A 20420-nucleotide genomic window follows, 5' to 3' on the forward strand; every position below is an offset into this window, starting at 1 on the left:
TGGAGTCCGCGCTCCTCGGATCGGGCCCGCGACGGACCAGTGTCCTGACTCCCGGATCGACGTTCCCTCCGCCTTCCCGCGCGGTGCGCAGTGGCATGTCGGAGGGGCGCTCCCCGGTCACAGTGGCGGGACCGTGCCGGATTCGCACCGGCTTCCTGTCTCCCGTCGCGGCGATGACCAGGTGATCCTACGTTTCCCCGAGTCGACGGCAAAAGGGCGTGCGGCCCCTGCCGCACGCAACGCGCTGGAGGCACGTTCGACGGCGTACACGGCCAGTCTGGCCGGATACCGCCTCGGGCATCACCATCCCCTCAGTTCAGACTTGTTGCCTCACGCCACATGCGCACCGCCGCTGCGGTGGCCCGTGCCCGGGAGGCCCCTGATGACGTCAGACACGAGGCCGGACGAAGAAGAGGCAGCAGCCCCGCCCGGAAGGCGACGGCTTCCCGGGGACCGTGTCGCTCTGCGCGGCGATCTGCGGTCCGCCCTGCCCGACGCCACCGCGGCGGTGGTGGTCACGGCGCTCGTGTTCGCCCTCCTGTGGGCGCGCATGGAATCGGGTGCTTCGGACACCGTCGCGGTCATGCCGTTCATGGACGACCCCGGCACCTACTGGATGTACCTGCTCAGCCAGGCGTTCGGCTGGTCGGGGCTGCTGTGGGCGTGGGGCACGGTCATGCTCGGTCTGCTGCTGTCGGGGCCGCGCCCCGCCCGGCTGCCGGTCTCCCGGCAGGTGCTGGAGCGCTGGCACCGCACCACGAGCCTGACGACCATGGCGCTGATGTTCGCGCACGCGCTGATGTTCGCGGCGGAACTCGTGCGCTACGAGACGAAGGTGGACTGGGCGGAACGGTTGTGGGTGGCCTTCGCCGACAGCTTCGTGCCCGGCTGGTACGACTCCGGCACCGGCAGGATCGCCATCCCGCTCGGACAGGGCGCCCTGTACCTGGCGATCCCGCTCGGGCTGTTGTTCTACGTCCGGCACCGCATCGGAGCGAACACCTGGCGCCGGCTGCACCGCTTCGTGATCGTCGTCTACGTGCTGAGCGTGTGGCACACGCTGCTCTACGGCACCAACGTCTGGTACGGGGAGTGGCCGCGCACCGTCCTGTGGCTGCTGCAACTGCCGGTCGCGGTACTGCTGTTGCTGCGTCTGCTGAGACCGGCCCGACGGGCCGAGCGGCTGGGCTCCCCCGGCGGGGACGCGGCCCGGCCGGGGTGGTGGGTGCGGGCGGCGGGACGGGTCGCCGTCGCAGCCGTCGTCGTCGGACTGGTCGCCGTGGTGGTGTCCGGCCGTGACGGCGGACGGGACCGTCCGACCCATCCGCCCGCGACGGCCCCCCACGCCCAGGAGACGGACTGACGGCCGGTACGGCGCCCCGGAATGGGATGATGGCCGGCGACAGGGCGACGGCGGAACGAGGAAGCCGGTGTGAATCCGGTGCGGTCCCGCCACTGTGATCGGCGAGCGAGTCCCGACGGGCCACTGCCCGGCAGCGGGTGGGAAGGCCGGGACGAGCATCGACCCGAGAGCCAGGAGACTCACGCGGTCGCCTCCTCGACGGACCATCGGGGCGGATCTCCCCGGAGAGAGGGACGGCACCGCATGCCCGCAACGCCGACCGGACGAACGACAGACGACGCGCGGACCGAAGCGGCGGCCGGCCCCGTGCCGTGCCGCGTCGTCGTGTGCCGCGACTGCTGCTGCGGCAGCCCCAAGGTGACCGGCGTCGACCACGCGGCCCAGACGGCACGTCTGCGCGCCCAGGTGCCGGTGCGGGTGTCCGCCTGCCTCGACGCCTGCGAACACGCCAACGTCATCGTCGTCCAGCCCTCCGCGCAGGGACGGGCCGCCGGCGCCCGGCCCGTCTGGCTCGGACTGGTCAACGACCCGGACGCGACCGAGGACATCGCCGCCTGGGCACGCGCCGGCGGACCGGGCGTCGCACCCCGGCCGGACATCCTCGACCTGTACGCCATCACGCCGCCGCGACGGCGTACGGCCTCCTGACCGTACGGAGCCGGAGGGAGGACAGGAGCCGTGCACGAGGCTTGTGCCTCACGTGCGTCCGTCGCCGCCCTGCACGACGTGGCGGGCCTCGGCGGCTTCTCGCCCTGCGGGTCGGCGGACGGGGCGACGGCCGGCATCCGCACCGAACATGATGAACAGGCCGCCACCGCTCCGGAGTTCGCGGCAGCGAGGTGGGACCGAGCGGTGAACGCGAGGCCGGCCGCGCCGCCATTCGTCGTACGCCGGCCGGGGTCCCGGCGACACCGGTCCCAGAACCATCGCCTGATCAACAATTGCCGCTACTGCTGGTAGCGTGCAACTGCACATCAGTTGCAATAGCGTCGGAGGATGTCAGACATGGCGGTGTACACGCTCCCGGAGCTTCCCTACGACTACTCGGAGCTCGAGCCGGTCATCAACCCGCAGATCATCGAGCTGCACCACGACAAGCACCACGCCGCGTACGTCAAGGGGGCCAACGACACGCTGGAGCAGCTCGCGGAGGCGCGGGACAAGGAGCAGTGGGGCTCGATCAACGGTCTGGAGAAGAACCTGGCCTTCCACCTCTCCGGCCACATCCTGCACTCGATCTACTGGCACAACATGACCGGAGACGGCGGCGGCGAGCCCCTGGCCGCCGACGGTGTCGGTGACCTCGCCGACGCGATCGCCGAGTCCTTCGGCTCCTTCGCCGGCTTCAAGGCGCAGCTCACCAAGGCCGCCGCGACCACCCAGGGCTCCGGCTGGGGCGTGCTGGCCTACGAGCCGCTGAGCGGCCGGCTGATCGTCGAGCAGGTCTACGACCACCAGGGCAACGTCGGCCAGGGTTCCGTGCCGATCCTGGTCTTCGACGCCTGGGAGCACGCCTTCTACCTGCAGTACAAGAACCAGAAGGTCGACTTCATCGACGCCATGTGGGCCGTCGTCAACTGGCAGGACGTGGCGAAGCGCTACGAGGCCGCCAAGGCCCGCGCCGACGTGCTGCTGCTGAACCCCTGACCGCGGGGGCCGTATGACGTCCTGCTCGTGATCGTCTTCTCAACCTTCACCTGCGGGCGGCACAAGGAAGGGCCCCCGGCCGGGGGCCCTTCCGCCGTGTCCGGGGCTCGCCTCTGCACGCGAGTCCTGGACCCGTTCGAACCGGCCGGCACTTACGGCGCCGTGATTCCCGCGCCCGGCCACCGTGGACCGAACGCACGGTGGGCCGTCCGGGAAGCCAAGACCGGCACTGTCGCGGCTTCTTCGTCTACTCCTCCGGCTGAGGTAGTACGCGCCGGCTCAACCGCGGCGGCGACCGCGGGCCGACGCCGCCCTGCACCGCATCGTCTTCACCGGGCGCGCCCCGACCCGCGCACCCAGGCGTACTACGAACGCCGCGCCCAGGAGGGCAAGAAGCGGGCATCGTCGGGGATGCGTTCGTCGACGTCTTCAAGTCGCCCTTCGTCCGCGCCGGGGACCTGCACGACGCATTCACCGGCGAGAACGGCGGCGCCAGCGTCTTCGTCGGCAAGTACCTCCCCGTCCGCCCCGCCTACCGCCTCCACCGCGCCGAATCCATGCTGCGCCAGCAGGGCTGCGACGCCCTCGCCGACCTGTACGCCGAAGCCGCCGAAGAACTGACCCAGCAGATCGCCCTCGTCGGAATCGGCGGCCTGACGGGATGGCGCAGAGCCGCGGTCGAGCCGGGCGGGGGACGTTACTACGGGGAACCGAGTTCGACGCACTTCGGACTCCCCGTCGTTCGGGTCGTCGGGGGTCAGTCCGCTGGGGTCGGTGAGCAGGGTGGGGGCGTTGTCGGCGTAGGCGTAGGGCGATATGTACGGCGTGGTCTGGGCGTGGGTGACCGCGCCGTTCCTGAGGGTGGCGACCTGGTTGCCGTTGGCATCGTGGTCGTAGGTGTAGGCGGTGCCCGCGACGGTGGCGGCGGAGATATGCCCGGCCAGGTCGTAGGTGTAGGTGTCGGCGCCCTTCTCGGGGTGTGACCCGGATACGCGTCAAAGGGGCAACGAGTTGATCTTGAAGCCGTGAGCGTCCGGCCCGTCACCCGTTCGGCTCGGCGTCGCTGGTGGTGATGTTGACCATCGCCTTGGGGCCTGGGGTGGGTTGCGGCCTCGATCGAGCGGACCGCGTATCCGCGGTTCAAGCGGCTGATCACCGCGCATGAGCTGCATCTGTTCTTCTCGCCGACTCGTGACGAGCTGGAGTGGGCGGCCGGGGCGACGGACGGGGACGAGCATCTGCCGGCCTTGTTGCCGATGCTGAAGTCGTATCAGCGCATGGGGTGCTCTTCGGCGCTGGAGGACGTGCCTGAGCAGGTGGTGGAGTTCGTGCGGCGGCACACGCTCACGTCACTCCGCCCCGGTGGGCAGAACCCACGCCGAACCCTACGGTTCGCACGGGGTCGCCCAGCTGATCAGAGAGGCCGGCGAGGTGCCGCGAGTACGTCCCCGAGTACCTTCTCGAGCGTGACGCGGGCCAGTTCGTGTCTCAGGGTCTCCTCGATGCCCTCGTAGATGCCCCGCATCGCCGGCTGGATGCCGTGACCCACCACGCATCCCTGGTCCGGGGTGGTGCGGTGCATCGCGAACAGCGGGCCGGGTTCCACTGCCTCGTACACGTCGAGCAGGGTCATCGACTCCAGCTCGCGTGCCAGCGACCAGCCCGCGCCCGCGCCCCGACGGGACTCCACGAGCCCGGCCCTGCGCAGCTCGCCGAGCAGTCGTCTGATCACCACGGGGTTGGTGTTCGCGCTCGTCGCGATCTGCTCGGAGGTGGCGACCTCGTGGCCCTGGCGCTGGTAGAGACCGATCCAGGCCAGCGCATGGGCGGCGATGGTCAGCCTGCTGTTGGCGCTCATGATCCCTCTTCCGGTCGCAACACTCCATGTTACGACAGCGTAGTCGTAACAGTGAAAGTTGCGACAATCTGCCGTAACAATTATCGTTACGACAGCCGGGAAGGGTCGATCAAGGACAAGCGCGGACCCTGAGCGTGTTGCGAACTCGAAGGAGAACAGGAATGGAAAGTAACGAAAAGATCATTCGCGAGGCTTACCGGCTCGCGGAAGGGAACGTTCTCGACGGTGACGGTTTCCTGGCCTTGTTCACCGAGGACGGGTCGTTCAACGACATGTCGACCTCGCAGAGTTTCCGCGGAGAGCAGATTCCTCAGGTGATCGCGGGCCTCGCCCGCTCGTTCCCCGATGTACACCGTGAGCTGCTCGAGGTACATGCGTTCGGTGATGTCGTCGCCGTCGAGTTGCGAATCCAGGGCACGCATCTCGGAGGGTTTCCGACTCCGGTCGGCGAGATCCCACCGACCGGGAACCGGATCGACGTGCCGGCGGCGGACCTCTGGTACCTCCGTGACGGAAAGATCGAAAGGTTCAATTGCTACAACTCGATGAGCGTGTGGCTTGATCAGATCGGGGTCCACCCTGACTTCAAGTCCGCAGTCGAAGCCACCGAGACAGCAGCCACGACGGCGTAACTCTGCCGGTCAGCGCCGAGTATGCGACAAGACGATCCCTTCTTCGGGCCGCATACCCGGCGCTGCTTCTTGAACAAAGTTGTTGTTCGCACCCAGCCGCCGACACGACCCGGCAGGCCGACTCATCGAGTATCAGCGGCCCTGGCCGGCAGGTAGGGCGACGACCCACATCGAGTGACGTTCTCCGGGCCCGCCTCCACGGGACACACGGCTGCGACGAGACCCCACCCCAAAGATCATCGAGGTACGCGGGGCCGGACTGCCCTTCCCCATGCCGCCAAGCCCTGCGCATCCGACGCTGACCGTGGACGAGTTCCACGCGTGCGCGGACCGTGGAGGGCTCGGCCTGCCATGAGTCCGCGACGATCCCGAGAACCGGCGCGGAGGCCGGCGTAAGAGACGGCACCACCCGCGCCCCTTGCTCCGCCCTCGGGCAGGACGACGACTCCCAGCTCGACGCCTTGCGGGCCACGGCATCCCGAAGGACAAGATCTTCAGCGAGAAGATCAGCACCCGCGTCCGCGGAGGGCCCGGTTCGAGGAGACGCTCGTACGGCGCGGGAGGTCAAGGCCCACGCCCCGCACCGCCGTGTCATCTTCACCGTGTACGAGATGAAGCGGCTCGGCCGCGACGCCGCCGAACTCACCGCGCTCGCCGACCACCTCACCGCCCACCGCCTGGTCCTGGAGATGCTCGCCGGGCCCCTGCCCGGCATCTACGGCCCCACCGGTCCGACACGTCCGCCTCGCGCGTCTACTGGGCCTCGATCGCGAACATGACCCGGCGCCTCACCCCACCGAGTCCAGCCTGGCGCGACACCCTCGGACCGGCCGCGTGAACGTCGTCGAGCTCCTGGCCGGCCTCCAGGCCCAGCACGACAAGACCGCAGCCCGTGCCGACGAACTGCGTGATCAGATCCAGCACTTGACCGCCGCCCTGACCAAGACCGAAGCGCGACTCACGAACCTGGTCACCACCCGGAAGGTCATCGCCGAACTCGCACCGGCTTCAGGCCGACCCGCACCGCCCGGGACGAACACCGCCCACCAGGCCATCGTGAACACCTTCAACCAGCATCCCGATCAAGAGTTCCGAGCCCGTGAACTGCACGAACGCCTCGGCATGCCCACCGACGAGGCATCCGTCGGCATCACCCGCAGCCGCCTCGGACACCTCACCCGCCAAGGCTTCCTCACTCAACCCGGACGAGGCCGCTACCAGAAGCGGATTTGACGTCCACTGAGAGCCACCGGTCGGGTCTCGGCACTGCCCCGGTACTGACGTGAGCGAGCCGTCGGCCGGATGTCAGTCAGCTGACGGAGGCTGTCGGCACGACGGCCGAGCCATTCTCGTGGAGACATCGAATCCGCCCGGTACCCGGGTGAGACCACGAGGAGCGGACCATGAACACCATCGCGCAGCACTGGATCAACGGACAGTGGACCGGCTCCGGCTCGGTTCTGGAATCGATCGACCCGGCCGACGGCACTGTCGTCGGCTCGTTCTACGACGGTGGCGAGGCGGAGGCCTCGGCCGCCGTGGACGCAGCCGCCGCCGCGTTCGAGACCACCGAATGGGCGCGCACTCCCTCGCTCCGGGCGACCGCGCTCAGTCGGCTGGCCGACGCCCTCGAGGTCCGGGTGCCCGAGGTCGCGGCCATGTTGTCCCGGGAGAACGGCAAGCTGCTGGGCGAGACCACGTGGGAGGTCAGCGGTGCGGTCGGGTGGCTGCGGTACGCGGCGGCCTCTGCACGCACCCAGACCGCCGGGCGCGCCGCCGAGACGGCCCCCGGCCAGTACACCCACTCGGTGCCCGAGCCGCTCGGTGTCGCCGGGATCATTTCTCCCTGGAACTCCCCCATCATGCTGACCGTGCGGGCACTGGGCCCGGCGCTGGCCGCCGGCTGCACCGTCGTGGTCAAGCTTCCGGCTCAGACGGCACTGACCAATGAGCTTTTCGCGCAGGTCCTGGCCTCGGTTCCGGAGATCCCGGCGGGCGTGGTCAGCGTGTTCACCGAGTCCGGCAGCACCGGGGCCCCGTTCCTGGTCTCCTCGGACAAGGTCGACGTGATCAACTACACCGGCAGTACGCCGGTCGGGCGCCGTATCGCGGCCGCGGCCTCCACCACACTCAAGCGGCTCGGTCTGGAACTGGGCGGCAAGGCGCCGATGGTGATCTTTCCCGACGCCGATCTGGACATGGTGATCCCCACCGTGGTGCAGTCGCTGGTGCTGATGAACGGGCAGTTCTGCTGCACCGGCTCCCGTGTACTGGTTCACCGGGACATCGCCGACCAGGTGCGCACTCGGCTCACCGCCGCGCTCGCGCAGGTGCGGCTCGGGTCGGGCGACGACGAGAAGGCCCAGCTCGGCCCGGTGATCGACCGGGCGTCCGCTCAGCGGGTGGACGCGATCGTCGAGGAAGCCACCTCGTACGGCACGGTACTGCTGCGCGGCGGTGTGGTCACCGACGGCCCGCTGGCCGCCGGCGCGTTCTACCGGCCGAGCCTGGTCGAGGTGGACCGCACCGACGTCCGGATCGTGCAGGAGGAGGTCTTCGGTCCGGTCCAGACGTTCGAGATCTTCGATGACGAGGACGACGCCGTGGCCAAGGCGAACGCCACCGTCTACGGTCTGGCCGCCTCGGTGTTCAGCTCGGACTCGATGAAGGCCCGCCGGATCGCCCGGCGCATCCGCACCGGCACGGTATGGATCAACACCTGGGGGGCCATCAGCGAGGACTTCGAGGAGGGCGGCGTCAAGGGAAGCGGTTACGGCTACCTGTGCGGCCCGCGAGCGATCGAGGAGTTCCAGGCCCTCAAGGTGTACGTGGAGCAGGACCACACCCAGTCCGCTCACTGATCAGATCATCACCTGGCCCGGCGCCCACCTGAGCGCCGGGCAGCCCTCCTGCGCAGGAAGGGTGCACCACGGCCTCGATTCTGATCACCGGAGCGACGAACGGTCTTGGTCTCGCTCTGGCTGAGGAGCTTGCGGAAGCCGTGCACCAGTTGCTTCCGCACGGTCGTGCCCCGCAGCGACCGGTGCCGGTCGCGCAGCGTTTCGGGGCCGGGCAATACATCGCCGACCTGTCCGCTCCGGCCGAGACCCAGCGACCCGCGGCCGAAGTGGCGGCACGGCGCGGTCGCCTCGACGTGCTGGTCGACAACGAGGGTGTGGCTTCACCTGGAACGGCACCATCCGAGGCATGCCGGCAGACGGATACCGGCAGCGGCTGGCGGTGAGCCGTCCGAGCCCTGTGCTGCCCACCCGGCAATCGCTGCCGCTGTTGCGCTCGGGCAGCCCCTCACGCAGCGCCGGCATCGCCTCGGTCGCGCAGGAACCGATGGAATCAAAACGATACGCAGCTTTTCGATGTGGAGTGGTCCATGAACGAGAGAACTGTTTCCGATGCCTACGGTGCCGACGATCCTGGACTGCCGAGCCCACCGGCAGTGACAGGCATCCGGCACACGCTCCGGGAGCAGAGCCGGAACGCGTCCGCGAACGCCGAACCCCGGCTCGGCCCCACCGTTCCGGCCGCCGTCCGGCGTTGGAAGCTGTGGCTCCTCACCGTGTGCGGTATCTACCCCACCATCGTCCTGCTGGGCCTGGCCACGAACCCCGTTCTGGAGGATCTGTACCTGCCGGTGCGACTCGCCGTACTCGTCCCGGCGGCGGCGGCAGCAATGGTCTGGCAGATCAATCCCCGACTGCAGCGGCATTTCGGAGCTTGGCTCACCAGATGACAAGCAGCCCGGCTCCGCCACCGAGGAAGGCGTCGCGGTGCCAGTTCTGTGAAGGAACCCTCGCCGCCGCGGGAACCTGGCCGGCACGGCGTACGACGGCGCCCGTGCCGTGCGCCCGGTGCACCTGCTCGATGACGGCGACACGTTGTTCACGCCGACGACGGGGACGCACCCGCTCGGCACCGCGAACCCGACGACCCCGGACAACGTCCTCACGGCGGGGCGCGGACGCGGTGACCCACGCGACCGTACACGCCGTGGGCACCGCCGAGTGGGTCGCGTACTCATCGACGGAGCCGAGACCACCAAGGTCCTCAACGCCGCTCAGGCCGCCAACGTCGGCGCCACCCACATCACCGTCATCAGCCGACTCGAAGGGCTTCCCGGGAAGGCTGACCGCCCTTGGTGCTGTCGTTGCGGTGGGGCTGCAGCGCCCGACGGGTGCTCTGCATGATCTTCGTCCGGGAGCTGGGGATGTCGGCGAAGCAGACGGCTTCAGGCTCCGTTTGCCGACGGGTGCGATACTTCCTGGTCAGGCGCGTGGCTAGTGTTTCGACTGCTTCGCGAGGCAGGACGAGGGACGCGGCGGATGTGGGCGAAGTCAGGGACAGGCACGGGCGTCGGCCCGACCGGGCTGGTCGGCCGGGAGGGCGAGCTCGCCGAGCTTGCGGCGTTCCTGGACATGGCCGGGACGGACGGAGCTGTTCTGCTGCTCACCGGTGATCCGGGCGTGGGGAAGACGGCACTCCTGGACGCCACCGCCGAGCTGGCGGTGGCGAAGGGAGTGCGGGTCGTCCGCGGCAGCGGTGTCGAGTACGAGACGGACATCAGCTACGCGGGGCTCCATCAGCTCGTCGGCTCGCTGCCGGACGAGCTCGGTCGTCTGCCGCGTTCCATGCGGGAAGCTCTCGAGGTCGCCCTCGGTCTCGGCGCCGGTCCCGCGCCGAGCCGGATCGCCGTCCTGAACGCGGCACTGTCCCTGTTCGACGAGGCCGCGAAGGAGCGGCCGTTGCTCCTCGTGGTCGATGACCTTCATGTCGTCGACCAGGCGAGCCGGGCCGCGATGGGTTTCGTCGCCAGAAGACTGGGGGGCCGCCGCATCGGGCTGCTCGGAGCGCAGCGGGCGGAGTCCGGCGAATCCTTCCGGTCCACCGGTCTGCCGGAGCTCGAGGTCGCGCCGCTGGGTGACGCGGACGCTCTGCGGCTGCTGTCCCGACGCTTCGCTCACCTTCCCCGCCGGGTTCTTTCGACCGTGGCCCACGAGGCGCAGGGAAATCCCCTGGCGCTGCTCGAGTTCGCCGGGTCCACCGGGGTGTCCGGCGACCGGCACGGCCAAGGGGCGGGGCGGGCGAGCGGCCCGGGGCGGGATGTCCGCGCTCTGTACGGCGCCCGCGTCGGACGACTGCCGCGGGGAACGCGCGAGGTACTGCTGCTCGCGGCTCTCGAGGGCTCCGGCGACATCGGCGTCCTCGAGGCGGCCGGCGGGCCGGGCAGCCTCGAGGAACTCGCTCCCGCGGAGCGTGACCACCTGGTCATGGTCACGGAGAACGGCCGCACGGTGCGCTTCAGGCATCCGCTGGTCAGGTCCGCGGTGGTCGACGGTTCCACCGGTGAACAGCGGCGCGGCGCCCACCGCCGGCTGGCCGACGCGCTGGCCGACCAGCCCGAGCGGCGCGGTGATCACCTCGCCAGAGCCACGACGGCGCCCGACGAGGCGGTCGCCGCCGTCGTGGAGTCGGCGGCCCGGAGCAGCCTGCGGCGCGGTGACGCCGACGGCGCGATAGCGAGATTGCGGCGCGCGGCCGAGCTGAGCCCCGACCGCGCGGACCGCAGGCGCCGCCTGTCGCAGGCCGCCTATGCCGCCGCCTGGGTCGCAGGCCATCTGGAGGTCAGCCACGAGATCATGCGTGAGGTCGAGGGCAATCCCGCGGCCCGGTCGCTCTCGGCGGCCGCGACGGCCGGCTTCCTGGTGCTCGTCACGGAAGGCGACGCCGATACGGCCCATGCACTCCTGATGGAGGCGGTCGAGCAGGCCCCGGTGATGCCCGGACCGCCGCATGAGGAGCTGGAGACCGCGCTGTTCACCCTCACCCTCGCCAGCCAGTACTCGGGCCGGCAGGAACACTGGCGGCCTCTGGTCGACGTGCTCGCACGGCTTCCCGAGGCGTCGCCCTCCGCCGCGGCGTCGCTGGCGCGGGTCCATCACCGCCTCGGCTCCGTCACCGACGGCGCGCTGCGCCGCCTGGACGAGGAGATCGCGCGGCTGAGGGACCAGAGTGACGCCGACGTGGTCATCCGCACCGCCCTGACCGCCTCGTACCTCGACCGGCTTCCGGGCTGTCGCGACGCCGTGTCGCGGGTCATACGCGACGGCGGCGCGGTGGGATCGAGCATGCCGGCCCTGATGTTCGTCGCCCTGGACGACCTGTACGCCGGCCGGTGGCAGGCGTCGGCCGGCGCCGCGGACGAGCTCGTCGCACTGTCCGAGGAGACGGGGTACCACCTGTTCGCCCAGGTGGGGCACTACGTCGCCGCGATGGCCGCGGCCCAGCTCGGTGACCTCGACGCGTGCCGGGAGCACTGTGAGGACATCTGGGGGTGGTCGGGGCCCAGGGGCCTGCGGCGGCTGGAGAACTGCGCCCACCAGGCGGCGGCCCGGGCGGCCCTCGGTGCCGCCGACTTCGAGGCGGCCTTCAGGCACGCCACGGCGATCTGCACCCCCGGTGTGCTGCCGCCCTTCAACCCCGAGGCCGTGTGGTCCGCACCGGACCTCGTCGAGGCCGCCGTGCACTCCGGGCGGCACGCGGAGGCGCGTCGGCACGCGGACGCGCTGCGCGACGCCGGTGTCGGCCACCTGTCGTCGCGATGCGCGCTGAGCTCGGCCACCGTCACGGCCATGACATCGGCTCCCGAGGACATGGCCCGGTGCTTCGAGGAGGCACTCGGGCTGCCGGGCGTCGAGCAGTGGCCCTTCGAGGTCGGCCGTGCGCATCTGGCGTACGGCGAGCGGCTGCGCCGTCAAGGGCTCAACCGCGAAGCCCGGGAGCAGCTGGCCGCCGCCCGCAGCCGCTTCGAGGAGCTCGGAGCCCGCTCGTGGGAGGCCCGGGCCGAGGCGGAGCTCCGCGCCACCGGGATGACGCGGACCGGCCGGGGCAAGGCCGGCACGGCCCTCACCCCGCAGGAGCTGGAGGTCGCCCGGCTGGCGGCGACGGGGCTGTCGAACCCGCAGATCGCGTCACGTCTGTTCCTCTCGCCGCGGACCGTGTCGTCGCATCTCTACCGCGTGTTCCCGAAGCTGGGGATCACGTCGCGGGCCGGGCTCCGCGACGCTCTGGAGGCGCTGCCTCCCGAGCCTTCGGCCACCCGGCTGTGAGAGCTACCGGTCGGGTCCCAGCACTGCCCCGGTACTGACGTGAGCGAGCCGTCGGCCGGATGTCAGTCAGCTGACGGAGGCTGTCGGCACGGCCGCCGAGCCATTCTCGTGGAGACATCGAATCCGCCCGGTACCCGGGCGAGACCACGAGGAGCGGACCATGCCGTTCGTCACCACCGGCGACGGAGTCGAGATCTTCTACAAGGACTGGGGCTCGGGCCGGCCGGTCATGTTCCACCACGGCTGGCCGCTGAGCTCTGACGACTGGGACGCCCAGTTACTGTTCCTCGTCCGGCGGGGCTACCGCGTCGTCGCCCACGACCGCCGCGGGCACGGACGCTCCGCCCAGGTCGGCCACGGACACGACATGGACCACTACGCGGCGGACGCTGCCGCCGTGGTGGCGCACCTCGACCTGCGCGACGTCGTCCACGTCGGCCACTGCGCCGGTGGCGGAGAGGTCGCCCGGTACGTCGCCAGGCACGGTGCCGGCCGGGTCGCCAAGGCTGTTCTCGTCGGAGCGGTCCCGCCGCTCATGGTCCAGACGGAATCCAACCCCGCAGGGCTGCCGGTGGAGGTCTTCGACGGCTTCCGCGAGGGCGTGGCCACCGACCGCTCCCAGTTCTACCTCGACATCGCCTCCGGGCCGTTCTACGGGTTCAACCGCCCCGGCGCGGACGTCTCCCAGGGCATCATCCAGAACTGGTGGCGCCAGGGGATGGCCGGCAGCGCGCAGGCGCACCACGAGGGGATCAGAGCGTTCTCGGAGACGGACTTCACCGACGACCTCCGGGCGGTCGACGTGCCCACGCTCCTCCTGCACGGCGACGACGACCAGATCGTCCCGATCGCCAACTCCGCCGAGCCGGCGATCACGCTGCTCGGGGACGCGGTCCTGAAGGTCTACCCGGGTCTGTCACACGGCATGTGCACCGTCAACGCCGACACCGTCAACGCCGACCTCCTCGACTTCATCAAGAGCTGACCCGGCTCGGTACCGGCACACAGCCCGTCAGCACGGAACACGACACGGAACAGAGAAGGAACCACCATGACCGCAACACCCACCGGCTACGTCACCGTCGTCTGGGACGCGAAGGCGAAGGCGGGCCGGGAGGACGACCTCAAGGCGTTCATCACCGCCGCCGTCACCCCCTCGCGCAACGACCCCGGCAACATCGACTACGAGGCCCACGAAGTCGAGGGCCGGCCCGGCGAGTTCGTCATCTACGAACGCTGGGAGACACGCGCCCACCTCGACGCACACCTCGCCGCGCCCCGGATGCGGGAACTCGTCCCGCAGATGCTCGAACTGATCGACGGATCCATCGAGGACGGCATCCGCCTGCTGCGCCCCTTCCGCCCCGCCCACTAGAGCAGGGTGCCCGCCGACGTCGGGGCCGACGCCGACGGAGCACACCGCCGCGGAACCAATCCCCTGGGTGCTCCCGGTGACCGCTTTCCGGGAGCACCCGCTCCGACGACACGCACAGGAGAGACACGACATGACGACCACACTGATCACGGGCGGCAACAGGGGCCTCGGCCACGAGATCGCACGCCGCCTCGTCGCGGCCGGCCAGACGGTCTGGACAGGGGCCCGGGACGCCGGGAACGGCCGCGAGGCCGCCGACCGGCTCGGCGCCGAGTTCGTCCAGCTGGACGTGACCGACGACGCGTCGGTCGGCTCGGCGGTCGAGACGCTGCGCGCTCGGGCGGGCCACCTGGACATTCTCGTCAACAACGCCGGGATCCTCGGCGAAGTGACCACGCCCGAGGACATGACGGCCGACCAGATCCGCCACGTCTACGAAACCAACGTCTTCGGCCTGGTGCGCGTCACGCACGCGTTCCTGCCCCTGCTGCGTAAGGCGACTGCCCCGTCCGTCGTCAACGTCACCAGCGGTCTGGGGTCGTTCACGCTGACCCACGACCCGGAGCGGGTCGAGTCGCGGTATCCGCTCGCCGCCTACGGCTCGTCGAAGAGCGCGGTCACCATGCTGACCATGCAGTACGCCAGGACGATCCCCGACGTCCGCTTCAACGCGGTGGACCCCGGCCGGACCGCGACCGAGTTCACCGGCCACATCGGGCAGAGCGTCGAGGAGGGCGCGGAGGCGGCGGTGCGTATCGCCACCCTGGGGCCCGGCACGCCCACCGGCACGGTGACCGACCGCGCCGGCGCACTCCCCTGGTGACGGCGGCAGGCCCGACCCCGCGACAGTCCTGGCAACCACACCCACCCGGCGCGAACGCCGCCCTGCACCGCATCGTCCTCACCCGGCTGCGCCACGACCCACGCACCCAGGCGTACTACGAACGCCGCACCCAGGAGGGCAAGACCCGGCGTGAGGACATCCGATGTCCCGAGCGGTATGTCGCCCGCGAGGTCTTCAACCTGGTCAGACCGGTCTCCCACGCCCCCGCGTTATAGGGGCGTCCGTGAGACGTGAGAGGGTCTGGGGCGTGAGTGAGACACCCCCGAACACCCTGCAATACCGCTTTGACGGGCCAGAAGACGCTCCGGTCCTGATCCTGGGTCCCTCACTGGGTACCACATGGCACATGTGGGACCGGCAGGTTCCCGAGCTGACGAAGCAGTGGCGTGTGTTCCGGTTCGATCTGCCGGGACACGGAGGCGCCCCCGCCCACCCCGCGGGCTCGGTCGCCGAACTCACCGCGCGGCTGCTCGTCACCCTCGAGAGCCTCGGCGTGCAGCGCTTCGGCTACGCCGGCTGCGCGCTCGGCGGTGCCGTCGGGATCGAGCTGGCCCTGCGCCATCCCGAGCGGGTCGCGTCCCTCGCGCTGATCGCCGCCTCGCCCCGCTTCGGTACGGCGGACGAGTTCCGCCGGCGCGGGGTGATCGTACGGACGAACGGGCTCGACCCCATCGCCCGTTCCTCGCCGGAGCGCTGGTTCACCGGCGGGTTCGCCGCCGCCCAGCCCGCGATCACCGAGTGGGCCGTGCAGATGGTGCGCACCACCGACCCCGGCTGTTACATCGCCGCCTGCGAGGCGCTCGCCTCGTTCGACGTGCGGGCCGGACTCGGCAGCGTCGGCGTGCCCACCCTGGTGCTGGTCGGCTCCGAGGACCAGGTCACCGGCCCCGCCGAGGCCCGTACGCTGGTCGCCGGGATCCCGGACGCCCGGCTCGCCGTCGTGCCCGGCGCCTCCCACCTGGTGCCGGTGGAGCAGCCGGCCGCCGTCACCGATCTGCTGGTGCGGCACTTCTCCACCGCCTGGCAGCCCGCCTTCGAGCCCGTCACCGGGCAGACCGCCCTGCCCGCGGCGGTGGTGAATCCGGTGCCGGCCGCCGCCCCGCCGCAGCTCGCGCCCGTCGCGGAGATCGCCCCGCCCGTCGTACCGCAGCAGCCGCAGGGCAGGCCCGACGCGTACGACACCGGCATCAAGGTCCGCCGGGAGGTGCTGGGTGACGCGCACGTCGACCGGATCCTGGCCGAGGCCGACGCGTTCTCGGGCGACTTCCAGGAACTCGTCACCCGCTACGCCTGGGGCGAGGTCTGGGACCGGCCCGGACTCGACCGGCGCACCCGCAGCTGCGTCACCCTCACCGCCCTCGTCGCCGGCGGCCACCTGGAGGAGCTCGCCTTCCACACCCGGGCCGCCCTGCGCAACGGGCTCACCCCGGACGAGATCAAGGAGGTGCTGCTCCAGGCGGCCGTCTACTGCGGCATCCCGGCGGCGAACAGCGCGTTCCGGGTGGCCCGGCAGGTCGTCCGCGAGGAGACCACGCCCCAGGAGTGAGAGCCCCCGGGGGCGCTCCGCGCGGCCGTGAACGGGACGGGGGCAGGATGGAACCATGAAGCTCACCAAGAAGTCGCACTCCTGCGTCCGCCTGGAGAAGGACGGACGCGTCCTCGTCCTCGACCCCGGGATGTTCAGCGAGGAGGACGCGGCCCTCGGCGCCGACGCCGTCCTGGTCACGCACGAGCACCCCGACCACTTCGACGAGAGTCGGCTGCGGGCCGCCCTGGAGGTGAACCCGGCCACCGAGGTCTGGACCCTGAAGTCGGTCGCGGAGCAGCTCTCGGCGGCCTTCCCGGGCCGCGTGCACACCGTCGGCCACGGCGACACCTTCACCGCCGCCGGTTTCGACGTACAGGTCCACGGCGAGCTGCACGCGGTGATCCACCCGGACATCCCGCGCGTCACCAACGTCGGCTACCTCGTCGACGGCGGGAAGCTCTTCCACCCGGGTGACGCGCTCACCGTCCCCGACCGGCCGGTCGAGACGCTGATGCTGCCGGTCATGGCCCCCTGGAACAAGATCTCCGAGGTCATCGACTACGTCCGCGAGGTGAAGCCGTCGCGCGCCTACGACATCCACGACGCCCTCCTCACCGACCTCGCCCGGCCGATCTACGACCGTCAGATCGGCGCGCTCGGCGGCTCGGAACACCTGCGGCTCGCACCGGGAGGCTCCGCCGAGCTGTGACCCGGCGGGCGGCGGGCGCGGGTTGTCACAGGTGCCGGGTAGGTTGTGGAACATGCGCATCGCGACCTGGAACGTGAACTCGATCACCGCCCGCCTGCCGAGGCTCCTGGCCTGGCTGGAGAGCAGCGGCACGGACGTGCTGTGCCTCCAGGAGGCCAAGGTCGCCGAGGAGAGGTTCCCGGTGGAGGAGGTGCGCGAGCTGGGCTACGAGTCGGCGGTGAACGCCACCGGCCGGTGGAACGGCGTGGCGGTGCTCTCCCGCGTCGGCCTGACGGACGTCGTCAAGGGCCTGCCGGGCGACCCCGGCTACGACGGCTCCGTCGAGCCCCGCGCCGTCTCCGCGACCTGCGGCCCGGTCCGCGTCTGGTCGGTGTACGTGCCCAACGGCCGCGAGGTGGACCACCCCCACTACGCGTACAAGCTCCAGTGGTTCGAGGCGCTGAAGGCCGCCGTGGCCGGCGACGCGGCGGGCGACCGCCCGTTCGCCGTCCTGGGCGACTACAACGTGGCACCGACCGACGACGACGTCTACGACCGGGCCGACTTCGAGGGCTCCACCCACGTCACCCCCGCCGAGCGCGCCGCCCTCGCCTCCCTGCGCGAGGCCGGCCTCTCCGACGTCGTCCCGCGCCCCCTCAAGTACGAACACCCGTTCACCTACTGGGACTACCGCCAGCTCGCCTTCCCCAAGAACCGCGGCATGCGCATCGACCTGGTGTACGGCAACGAGCCCTTCGCGAAGGCGGTCACGGACTCCTACGTCGACCGTGACGAGCGCAAGGGCAAGGGCGCCTCGGACCACGCGCCGGTCGTGGTGGACCTCGACGTGTAGCGGGGCGCCGCCGGCCGTCGTCCGACCCCGCGCGCCTGTGGTGCGCGACACGGTACGAATGACAGGCTGGAGGTATGAACATCCCTTTCCTGGGCAACCGGCGCCAGAAAACAGGGGTTCCCGATCCCGAGGGCATCGCGGAACTCCTCGCCGAGTGCGAACTGTTGCGCTCCCAGGCCGACCGGGCGGGTGTCCGACTCGACGACTCCCCGGCCTCGTTGGAGGCGTTGGACCAACTGGTGCCGCGCTGGCGGGACAACGAGGAGACCTCGAACTGGCTGGGCAACGACGCGGGGCTGTACCTCGGCACCGTCATCGTGCGCACCGTGCCGGGGGCCGCCTGGGAGATCCGTGCCGACGGGCAGCCGGTCGTACGGATCGCCTCCGGGCGGGAGTTCGACGTCGTGGACGCCGGACACGAGTGGGCGGCCGACGGCGTGCCCGAGCTGTCCCAGCTGTACGCGGAGGTCGCGGAGGCGTGAGGCCCCTGCTTGTAAATCGGTGCAAATCGGGCAGATCGGAGTAAATACGGCTAATGGTCGAAGAGTGCGTGTCGCGCCTTCCCGGTGATCTTGCCCGGATACGTTGCGGCGACCACCGCACGGCTGAGGACGAGGAGGGACGGGTGTGGCCGTCGATCCGCTGATCGAGCTGCGTGACGTCAACAAGTACTTCGGGGACCTCCACGTCCTCCAGGACATCGGGCTCACCGTGGACAGGGGGGAGGTGGTCGTCGTCATCGGCCCGTCGGGGTCGGGGAAGTCGACGCTGTGCCGGGCGATCAACCGGCTGGAGACCATCCGGTCCGGCACGATCCTGCTCGACGGACAGCCGCTCCCGCACGAGGGCAAGGCGCTGGCGCGGCTGCGCGCCGATGTCGGCATGGTCTTCCAGTCGTTCAACCTCTTCGCGCACAAGACCGTGCTGCAGAACGTCTCGCTGGGCCAGGTGAAGGTCCGCGGACGCAAGAAGGAGGACGCCGACCGGCGCTCACGCGCCCTCCTCGACCGGGTCGGTGTCGCCGGCCAGGCGGACAAGTACCCGGCGCAGCTCTCGGGCGGTCAGCAGCAGCGCGTGGCGATCGCGCGGGCGCTGGCCATGGAGCCCAAGGTGATGCTGTTCGACGAGCCGACCTCGGCCCTGGACCCGGAGATGATCAACGAGGTCCTGGAGGTCATGCGGCAACTGGCCGGTGAGGGCATGACCATGATCGTGGTCACGCACGAGATGGGCTTCGCCCGCTCGGCCGCCAACCGCGTGGTCTTCATGGCCGACGGCCGGATCGTGGAGGACCGTACGCCCGACGGGTTCTTCGGCGATCCGCACAGCGACCGGGCCAAGGACTTCCTCTCCAAGATCCTCAAGCACTGAACGGGGTGACGCCCGTAGACCCCTCCGTCCGGACCTCGACTAGGATGGTCCCTTCATCCCGGTGGGGGAGGGGACTCCGCGCCAGGAGCGGGGACACCGCCACCGGGAGGGGCCCACCGCCCCACGTCCAACGGGGCGGCGGATCACATCGGCCGGACCCGTCCGGCGGCAGCCGGAGATCACTGCTCGCGCGGCGGGCGCGACCCCGACGGGTCGCACGCCGGCGAGGAGAAGGTCAGCTGCGCGCCGGACGGGTGGTGCTGAACGAGGTCAGTCCGCCCGGTGACCGGTGCGCGGCGCGGCAGCCGGCAGCGCGGTCTGCGCGACCCTGGTCACATCCGCGACCAGTTCGACCACATCGGGGCCGTACGCCTGCGAGTTGATCACCTTCAGCAGCAGGACGAACGAGTTCGAGCCGTGCTTGCGGGCCAGCCGCTCGTGGTTGCGGGCGAGATAGCGGGTCGCGGCCTGGTTGGTGATCGCGCGCTGACCGCAGAACAGGAACACCGGCCGCGTCTCGCGCCGTTCACCCGCGGTCAGCCGTGCCAGCAGCACGTACTCGGTGATGCCCGGGTCCATGCGGTAGCGCTCGGAGCCGATCTGGAAGGCGCCCCGGTCCGGGCCCGGCTCCGGGTCGACGTTGACCCGCACCCCCGGCAGCATGGCCGCCATGTGGGCCACCATCCGCCGGTTCGACCCCGGCCCGCCCACACAGAACTCGGTCCGCTCGCCGAAGCCCTGGTGGGCCGCGTCCTGGGTGACCATCTGGACATGCGCCCCGCAGTCCTTGATCAGCGCGGAGAGCTCGAGGAGCGCGAACACGTCGAAGCGGTGCACCGCCGGTTCCGCCGTCGCCGGATCGCGGTTGACGACGAGCAGGCACTCGGAGTTCTCCGGCAGGCCGAAGAACGTCTGCTTGCGCCGGAGCTTCCGCCTCCACAGGTAGGTACGGGCTATCCAGCCCAGCGCGGCACTGATGCCGGCGGCCACCACGCCCAGAACGATGTTGCGCACGTCGTCACTCATGGGCGCGCATGCTAGCGGTCCCACGCAAACCCGTGTTCGAGACGCAGGCCGCAGGGCCCACCGGACGACGGGACGGCACACCCCTTCGGCATCCCTGACGGGAGCCCGGTGACG

23 protein-coding genes and 2 riboswitches are annotated in these 20420 nt (G+C 70.6%); of the genes, 20 read left to right on the forward strand and 3 right to left on the reverse strand.

The genetic code is table 11. The features are described from left to right. Positions 1-37: 37 nt before the first annotated feature. A riboswitch (cobalamin riboswitch) is annotated at positions 38-159 on the reverse strand. 223 nt (positions 160-382) lie between these two features. The 3 genes from ACFV5H_RS16340 to ACFV5H_RS16350 all read left to right on the forward strand — a co-directional run bounded on the left by ACFV5H_RS16340 (position 383) and on the right by ACFV5H_RS16350 (position 3010). After that, complete coding sequence (locus ACFV5H_RS16340) at positions 383-1363, forward strand: ferric reductase-like transmembrane domain-containing protein (protein WP_385195322.1); 981 nt, start codon at positions 383-385, stop codon at positions 1361-1363. A gap of 54 nt (positions 1364-1417) precedes the next feature. Next, a riboswitch (cobalamin riboswitch) is annotated at positions 1418-1544 on the forward strand. 62 nt (positions 1545-1606) lie between these two features. Next, on the forward strand, positions 1607-2011 hold the full coding sequence (locus ACFV5H_RS16345; RefSeq protein ID WP_385195325.1) for a (2Fe-2S) ferredoxin domain-containing protein: 405 nt from the start codon (positions 1607-1609) through the stop codon (positions 2009-2011). Positions 2012-2368: 357 nt separating this feature from the next. Then, positions 2369-3010, forward strand: a complete 642-nt coding sequence (locus tag ACFV5H_RS16350; RefSeq protein WP_385195327.1) for a superoxide dismutase — start codon at positions 2369-2371, stop codon at positions 3008-3010. Between the two features lie 365 nt (positions 3011-3375). Here ACFV5H_RS16350 and ACFV5H_RS16355 read toward each other — a convergent pair whose 3' ends face one another. Continuing rightward, on the reverse strand, positions 3376-3735 hold the full coding sequence (locus tag ACFV5H_RS16355) for a hypothetical protein (RefSeq protein WP_385059684.1): 360 nt from the start codon (positions 3733-3735) through the stop codon (positions 3376-3378). 447 nt (positions 3736-4182) lie between these two features. Here ACFV5H_RS16355 and ACFV5H_RS16360 point away from each other — a divergent pair, with 447 nt between their 5' ends. Then, positions 4183-4524: a hypothetical protein gene (locus ACFV5H_RS16360; protein ID WP_385195388.1), complete on the forward strand. Its 342-nt coding sequence runs from the start codon at positions 4183-4185 to the stop codon at positions 4522-4524. Here ACFV5H_RS16360 and ACFV5H_RS16365 read toward each other — a convergent pair. Then, a complete protein-coding gene (locus ACFV5H_RS16365) occupies positions 4425-4868 on the reverse strand; it encodes an Rrf2 family transcriptional regulator (RefSeq protein ID WP_385195329.1) in 444 nt (147 codons plus the stop codon). The genes ACFV5H_RS16360 and ACFV5H_RS16365 overlap by 100 nt on opposite strands. 161 nt (positions 4869-5029) lie before the next feature. Between ACFV5H_RS16365 and ACFV5H_RS16370 the strand changes: the two genes are divergently transcribed. The 16 genes from ACFV5H_RS16370 (at position 5030) to ACFV5H_RS16445 (ending at position 19280) form a co-directional block, all read left to right on the forward strand. Continuing rightward, on the forward strand, positions 5030-5500 hold the full coding sequence (locus ACFV5H_RS16370) for a nuclear transport factor 2 family protein (RefSeq protein WP_385195332.1): 471 nt from the start codon (positions 5030-5032) through the stop codon (positions 5498-5500). Positions 5501-6102: 602 nt separating this feature from the next. Further along, positions 6103-6279 (forward strand): hypothetical protein, encoded by a 177-nt coding sequence (locus tag ACFV5H_RS16375; protein ID WP_385195335.1) that lies wholly within the window; start codon positions 6103-6105, stop codon positions 6277-6279. Between the two features lie 55 nt (positions 6280-6334). Further along, on the forward strand, positions 6335-6733 hold the full coding sequence (locus tag ACFV5H_RS16380) for a hypothetical protein (protein WP_385053905.1): 399 nt from the start codon (positions 6335-6337) through the stop codon (positions 6731-6733). Positions 6734-6903: 170 nt separating this feature from the next. After that, positions 6904-8361 (forward strand): aldehyde dehydrogenase family protein, encoded by a 1458-nt coding sequence (locus tag ACFV5H_RS16385; RefSeq protein ID WP_385195338.1) that lies wholly within the window; start codon positions 6904-6906, stop codon positions 8359-8361. A gap of 83 nt (positions 8362-8444) precedes the next feature. Next, positions 8445-8744, forward strand: a complete 300-nt coding sequence (locus ACFV5H_RS16390; RefSeq protein ID WP_385195390.1) for an SDR family NAD(P)-dependent oxidoreductase — start codon at positions 8445-8447, stop codon at positions 8742-8744. Positions 8745-8888: 144 nt separating this feature from the next. Then, complete coding sequence (locus ACFV5H_RS16395) at positions 8889-9248, forward strand: hypothetical protein (protein WP_385195340.1); 360 nt, start codon at positions 8889-8891, stop codon at positions 9246-9248. Positions 9249-9837: 589 nt separating this feature from the next. Next, positions 9838-12621 carry an ATP-binding protein gene (locus ACFV5H_RS16400; protein WP_385195342.1) on the forward strand — a complete coding sequence of 928 codons (2784 nt, stop codon included), beginning with the start codon at positions 9838-9840 and terminating at the stop codon, positions 12619-12621. A 160-nt stretch (positions 12622-12781) separates the two neighbouring features. Beyond that, positions 12782-13606 carry an alpha/beta fold hydrolase gene (locus ACFV5H_RS16405; protein ID WP_385195345.1) on the forward strand — a complete coding sequence of 275 codons (825 nt, stop codon included), beginning with the start codon at positions 12782-12784 and terminating at the stop codon, positions 13604-13606. A 66-nt stretch (positions 13607-13672) separates the two neighbouring features. Then, positions 13673-13996, forward strand: a complete 324-nt coding sequence (locus ACFV5H_RS16410) for a putative quinol monooxygenase (protein ID WP_290006461.1) — start codon at positions 13673-13675, stop codon at positions 13994-13996. A gap of 130 nt (positions 13997-14126) precedes the next feature. Beyond that, the gene (locus ACFV5H_RS16415) at positions 14127-14819 is read left to right on the forward strand and encodes an SDR family NAD(P)-dependent oxidoreductase (protein ID WP_385195347.1); all 693 of its coding nucleotides are present in this window, start codon (positions 14127-14129) and stop codon (positions 14817-14819) included. Continuing rightward, positions 14816-15055 carry a hypothetical protein gene (locus ACFV5H_RS16420; protein WP_385053885.1) on the forward strand — a complete coding sequence of 80 codons (240 nt, stop codon included), beginning with the start codon at positions 14816-14818 and terminating at the stop codon, positions 15053-15055. Before ACFV5H_RS16415 ends, ACFV5H_RS16420 begins: the two co-directional genes overlap by 4 nt. Before the next feature lie 32 nt (positions 15056-15087). Then, positions 15088-16386 carry a 4-carboxymuconolactone decarboxylase gene (gene pcaC / locus ACFV5H_RS16425; protein WP_385195350.1) on the forward strand — a complete coding sequence of 433 codons (1299 nt, stop codon included), beginning with the start codon at positions 15088-15090 and terminating at the stop codon, positions 16384-16386. Positions 16387-16441: 55 nt separating this feature from the next. Further along, positions 16442-17077, forward strand: a complete 636-nt coding sequence (locus ACFV5H_RS16430) for an MBL fold metallo-hydrolase (protein WP_385195353.1) — start codon at positions 16442-16444, stop codon at positions 17075-17077. Between the two features lie 52 nt (positions 17078-17129). After that, on the forward strand, positions 17130-17909 hold the full coding sequence (locus tag ACFV5H_RS16435) for an exodeoxyribonuclease III (RefSeq protein ID WP_385053878.1): 780 nt from the start codon (positions 17130-17132) through the stop codon (positions 17907-17909). A 74-nt stretch (positions 17910-17983) separates the two neighbouring features. Continuing rightward, entirely contained in the window at positions 17984-18391 is a 408-nt protein-coding gene (locus ACFV5H_RS16440; protein ID WP_385195356.1) for a DUF6278 family protein, read from the forward strand. A gap of 145 nt (positions 18392-18536) precedes the next feature. Next, the gene (locus tag ACFV5H_RS16445) at positions 18537-19280 is read left to right on the forward strand and encodes an amino acid ABC transporter ATP-binding protein (RefSeq protein WP_385053873.1); all 744 of its coding nucleotides are present in this window, start codon (positions 18537-18539) and stop codon (positions 19278-19280) included. Between the two features lie 270 nt (positions 19281-19550). Here the strand turns inward: ACFV5H_RS16445 and ACFV5H_RS16450 are convergent, their stop codons facing one another. Then, positions 19551-20306 carry a hypothetical protein gene (locus tag ACFV5H_RS16450; RefSeq protein WP_385053870.1) on the reverse strand — a complete coding sequence of 252 codons (756 nt, stop codon included), beginning with the start codon at positions 20304-20306 and terminating at the stop codon, positions 19551-19553. Positions 20307-20420 lie beyond the last annotated feature (114 nt).

Source organism: Streptomyces sp. NPDC059787 (assembly GCF_042732315.1).
In the GTDB taxonomy this organism is placed as follows: domain Bacteria; phylum Actinomycetota; class Actinomycetes; order Streptomycetales; family Streptomycetaceae; genus Streptomyces; species Streptomyces atrovirens.

Bases quoted from the DNA above. Each gene is read 5' to 3' on its own strand.
- ACFV5H_RS16340 (WP_385195322.1), top strand. From the start codon at position 383: ATGACGTCAGACACGAGGCCGGACGAAGAAGAGGCAGCAGCCCCGCCC.
- ACFV5H_RS16345 (WP_385195325.1), top strand. From the start codon at position 1,607: ATGCCCGCAACGCCGACCGGACGAACGACAGACGACGCGCGGACCGAA.
- ACFV5H_RS16350 (WP_385195327.1), top strand. From the start codon at position 2,369: ATGGCGGTGTACACGCTCCCGGAGCTTCCCTACGACTACTCGGAGCTC.
- ACFV5H_RS16365 (WP_385195329.1), bottom strand. From the start codon at position 4,868: ATGAGCGCCAACAGCAGGCTGACCATCGCCGCCCATGCGCTGGCCTGG.
- ACFV5H_RS16370 (WP_385195332.1), top strand. From the start codon at position 5,030: ATGGAAAGTAACGAAAAGATCATTCGCGAGGCTTACCGGCTCGCGGAA.
- ACFV5H_RS16385 (WP_385195338.1), top strand. From the start codon at position 6,904: ATGAACACCATCGCGCAGCACTGGATCAACGGACAGTGGACCGGCTCC.
- ACFV5H_RS16395 (WP_385195340.1), top strand. From the start codon at position 8,889: ATGAACGAGAGAACTGTTTCCGATGCCTACGGTGCCGACGATCCTGGA.
- ACFV5H_RS16400 (WP_385195342.1), top strand. From the start codon at position 9,838: ATGTGGGCGAAGTCAGGGACAGGCACGGGCGTCGGCCCGACCGGGCTG.
- ACFV5H_RS16405 (WP_385195345.1), top strand. From the start codon at position 12,782: ATGCCGTTCGTCACCACCGGCGACGGAGTCGAGATCTTCTACAAGGAC.
- ACFV5H_RS16410 (WP_290006461.1), top strand. From the start codon at position 13,673: ATGACCGCAACACCCACCGGCTACGTCACCGTCGTCTGGGACGCGAAG.
- ACFV5H_RS16415 (WP_385195347.1), top strand. From the start codon at position 14,127: ATGACGACCACACTGATCACGGGCGGCAACAGGGGCCTCGGCCACGAG.
- ACFV5H_RS16430 (WP_385195353.1), top strand. From the start codon at position 16,442: ATGAAGCTCACCAAGAAGTCGCACTCCTGCGTCCGCCTGGAGAAGGAC.
- ACFV5H_RS16435 (WP_385053878.1), top strand. From the start codon at position 17,130: ATGCGCATCGCGACCTGGAACGTGAACTCGATCACCGCCCGCCTGCCG.
- ACFV5H_RS16440 (WP_385195356.1), top strand. From the start codon at position 17,984: ATGAACATCCCTTTCCTGGGCAACCGGCGCCAGAAAACAGGGGTTCCC.
- ACFV5H_RS16450 (WP_385053870.1), bottom strand. From the start codon at position 20,306: ATGAGTGACGACGTGCGCAACATCGTTCTGGGCGTGGTGGCCGCCGGC.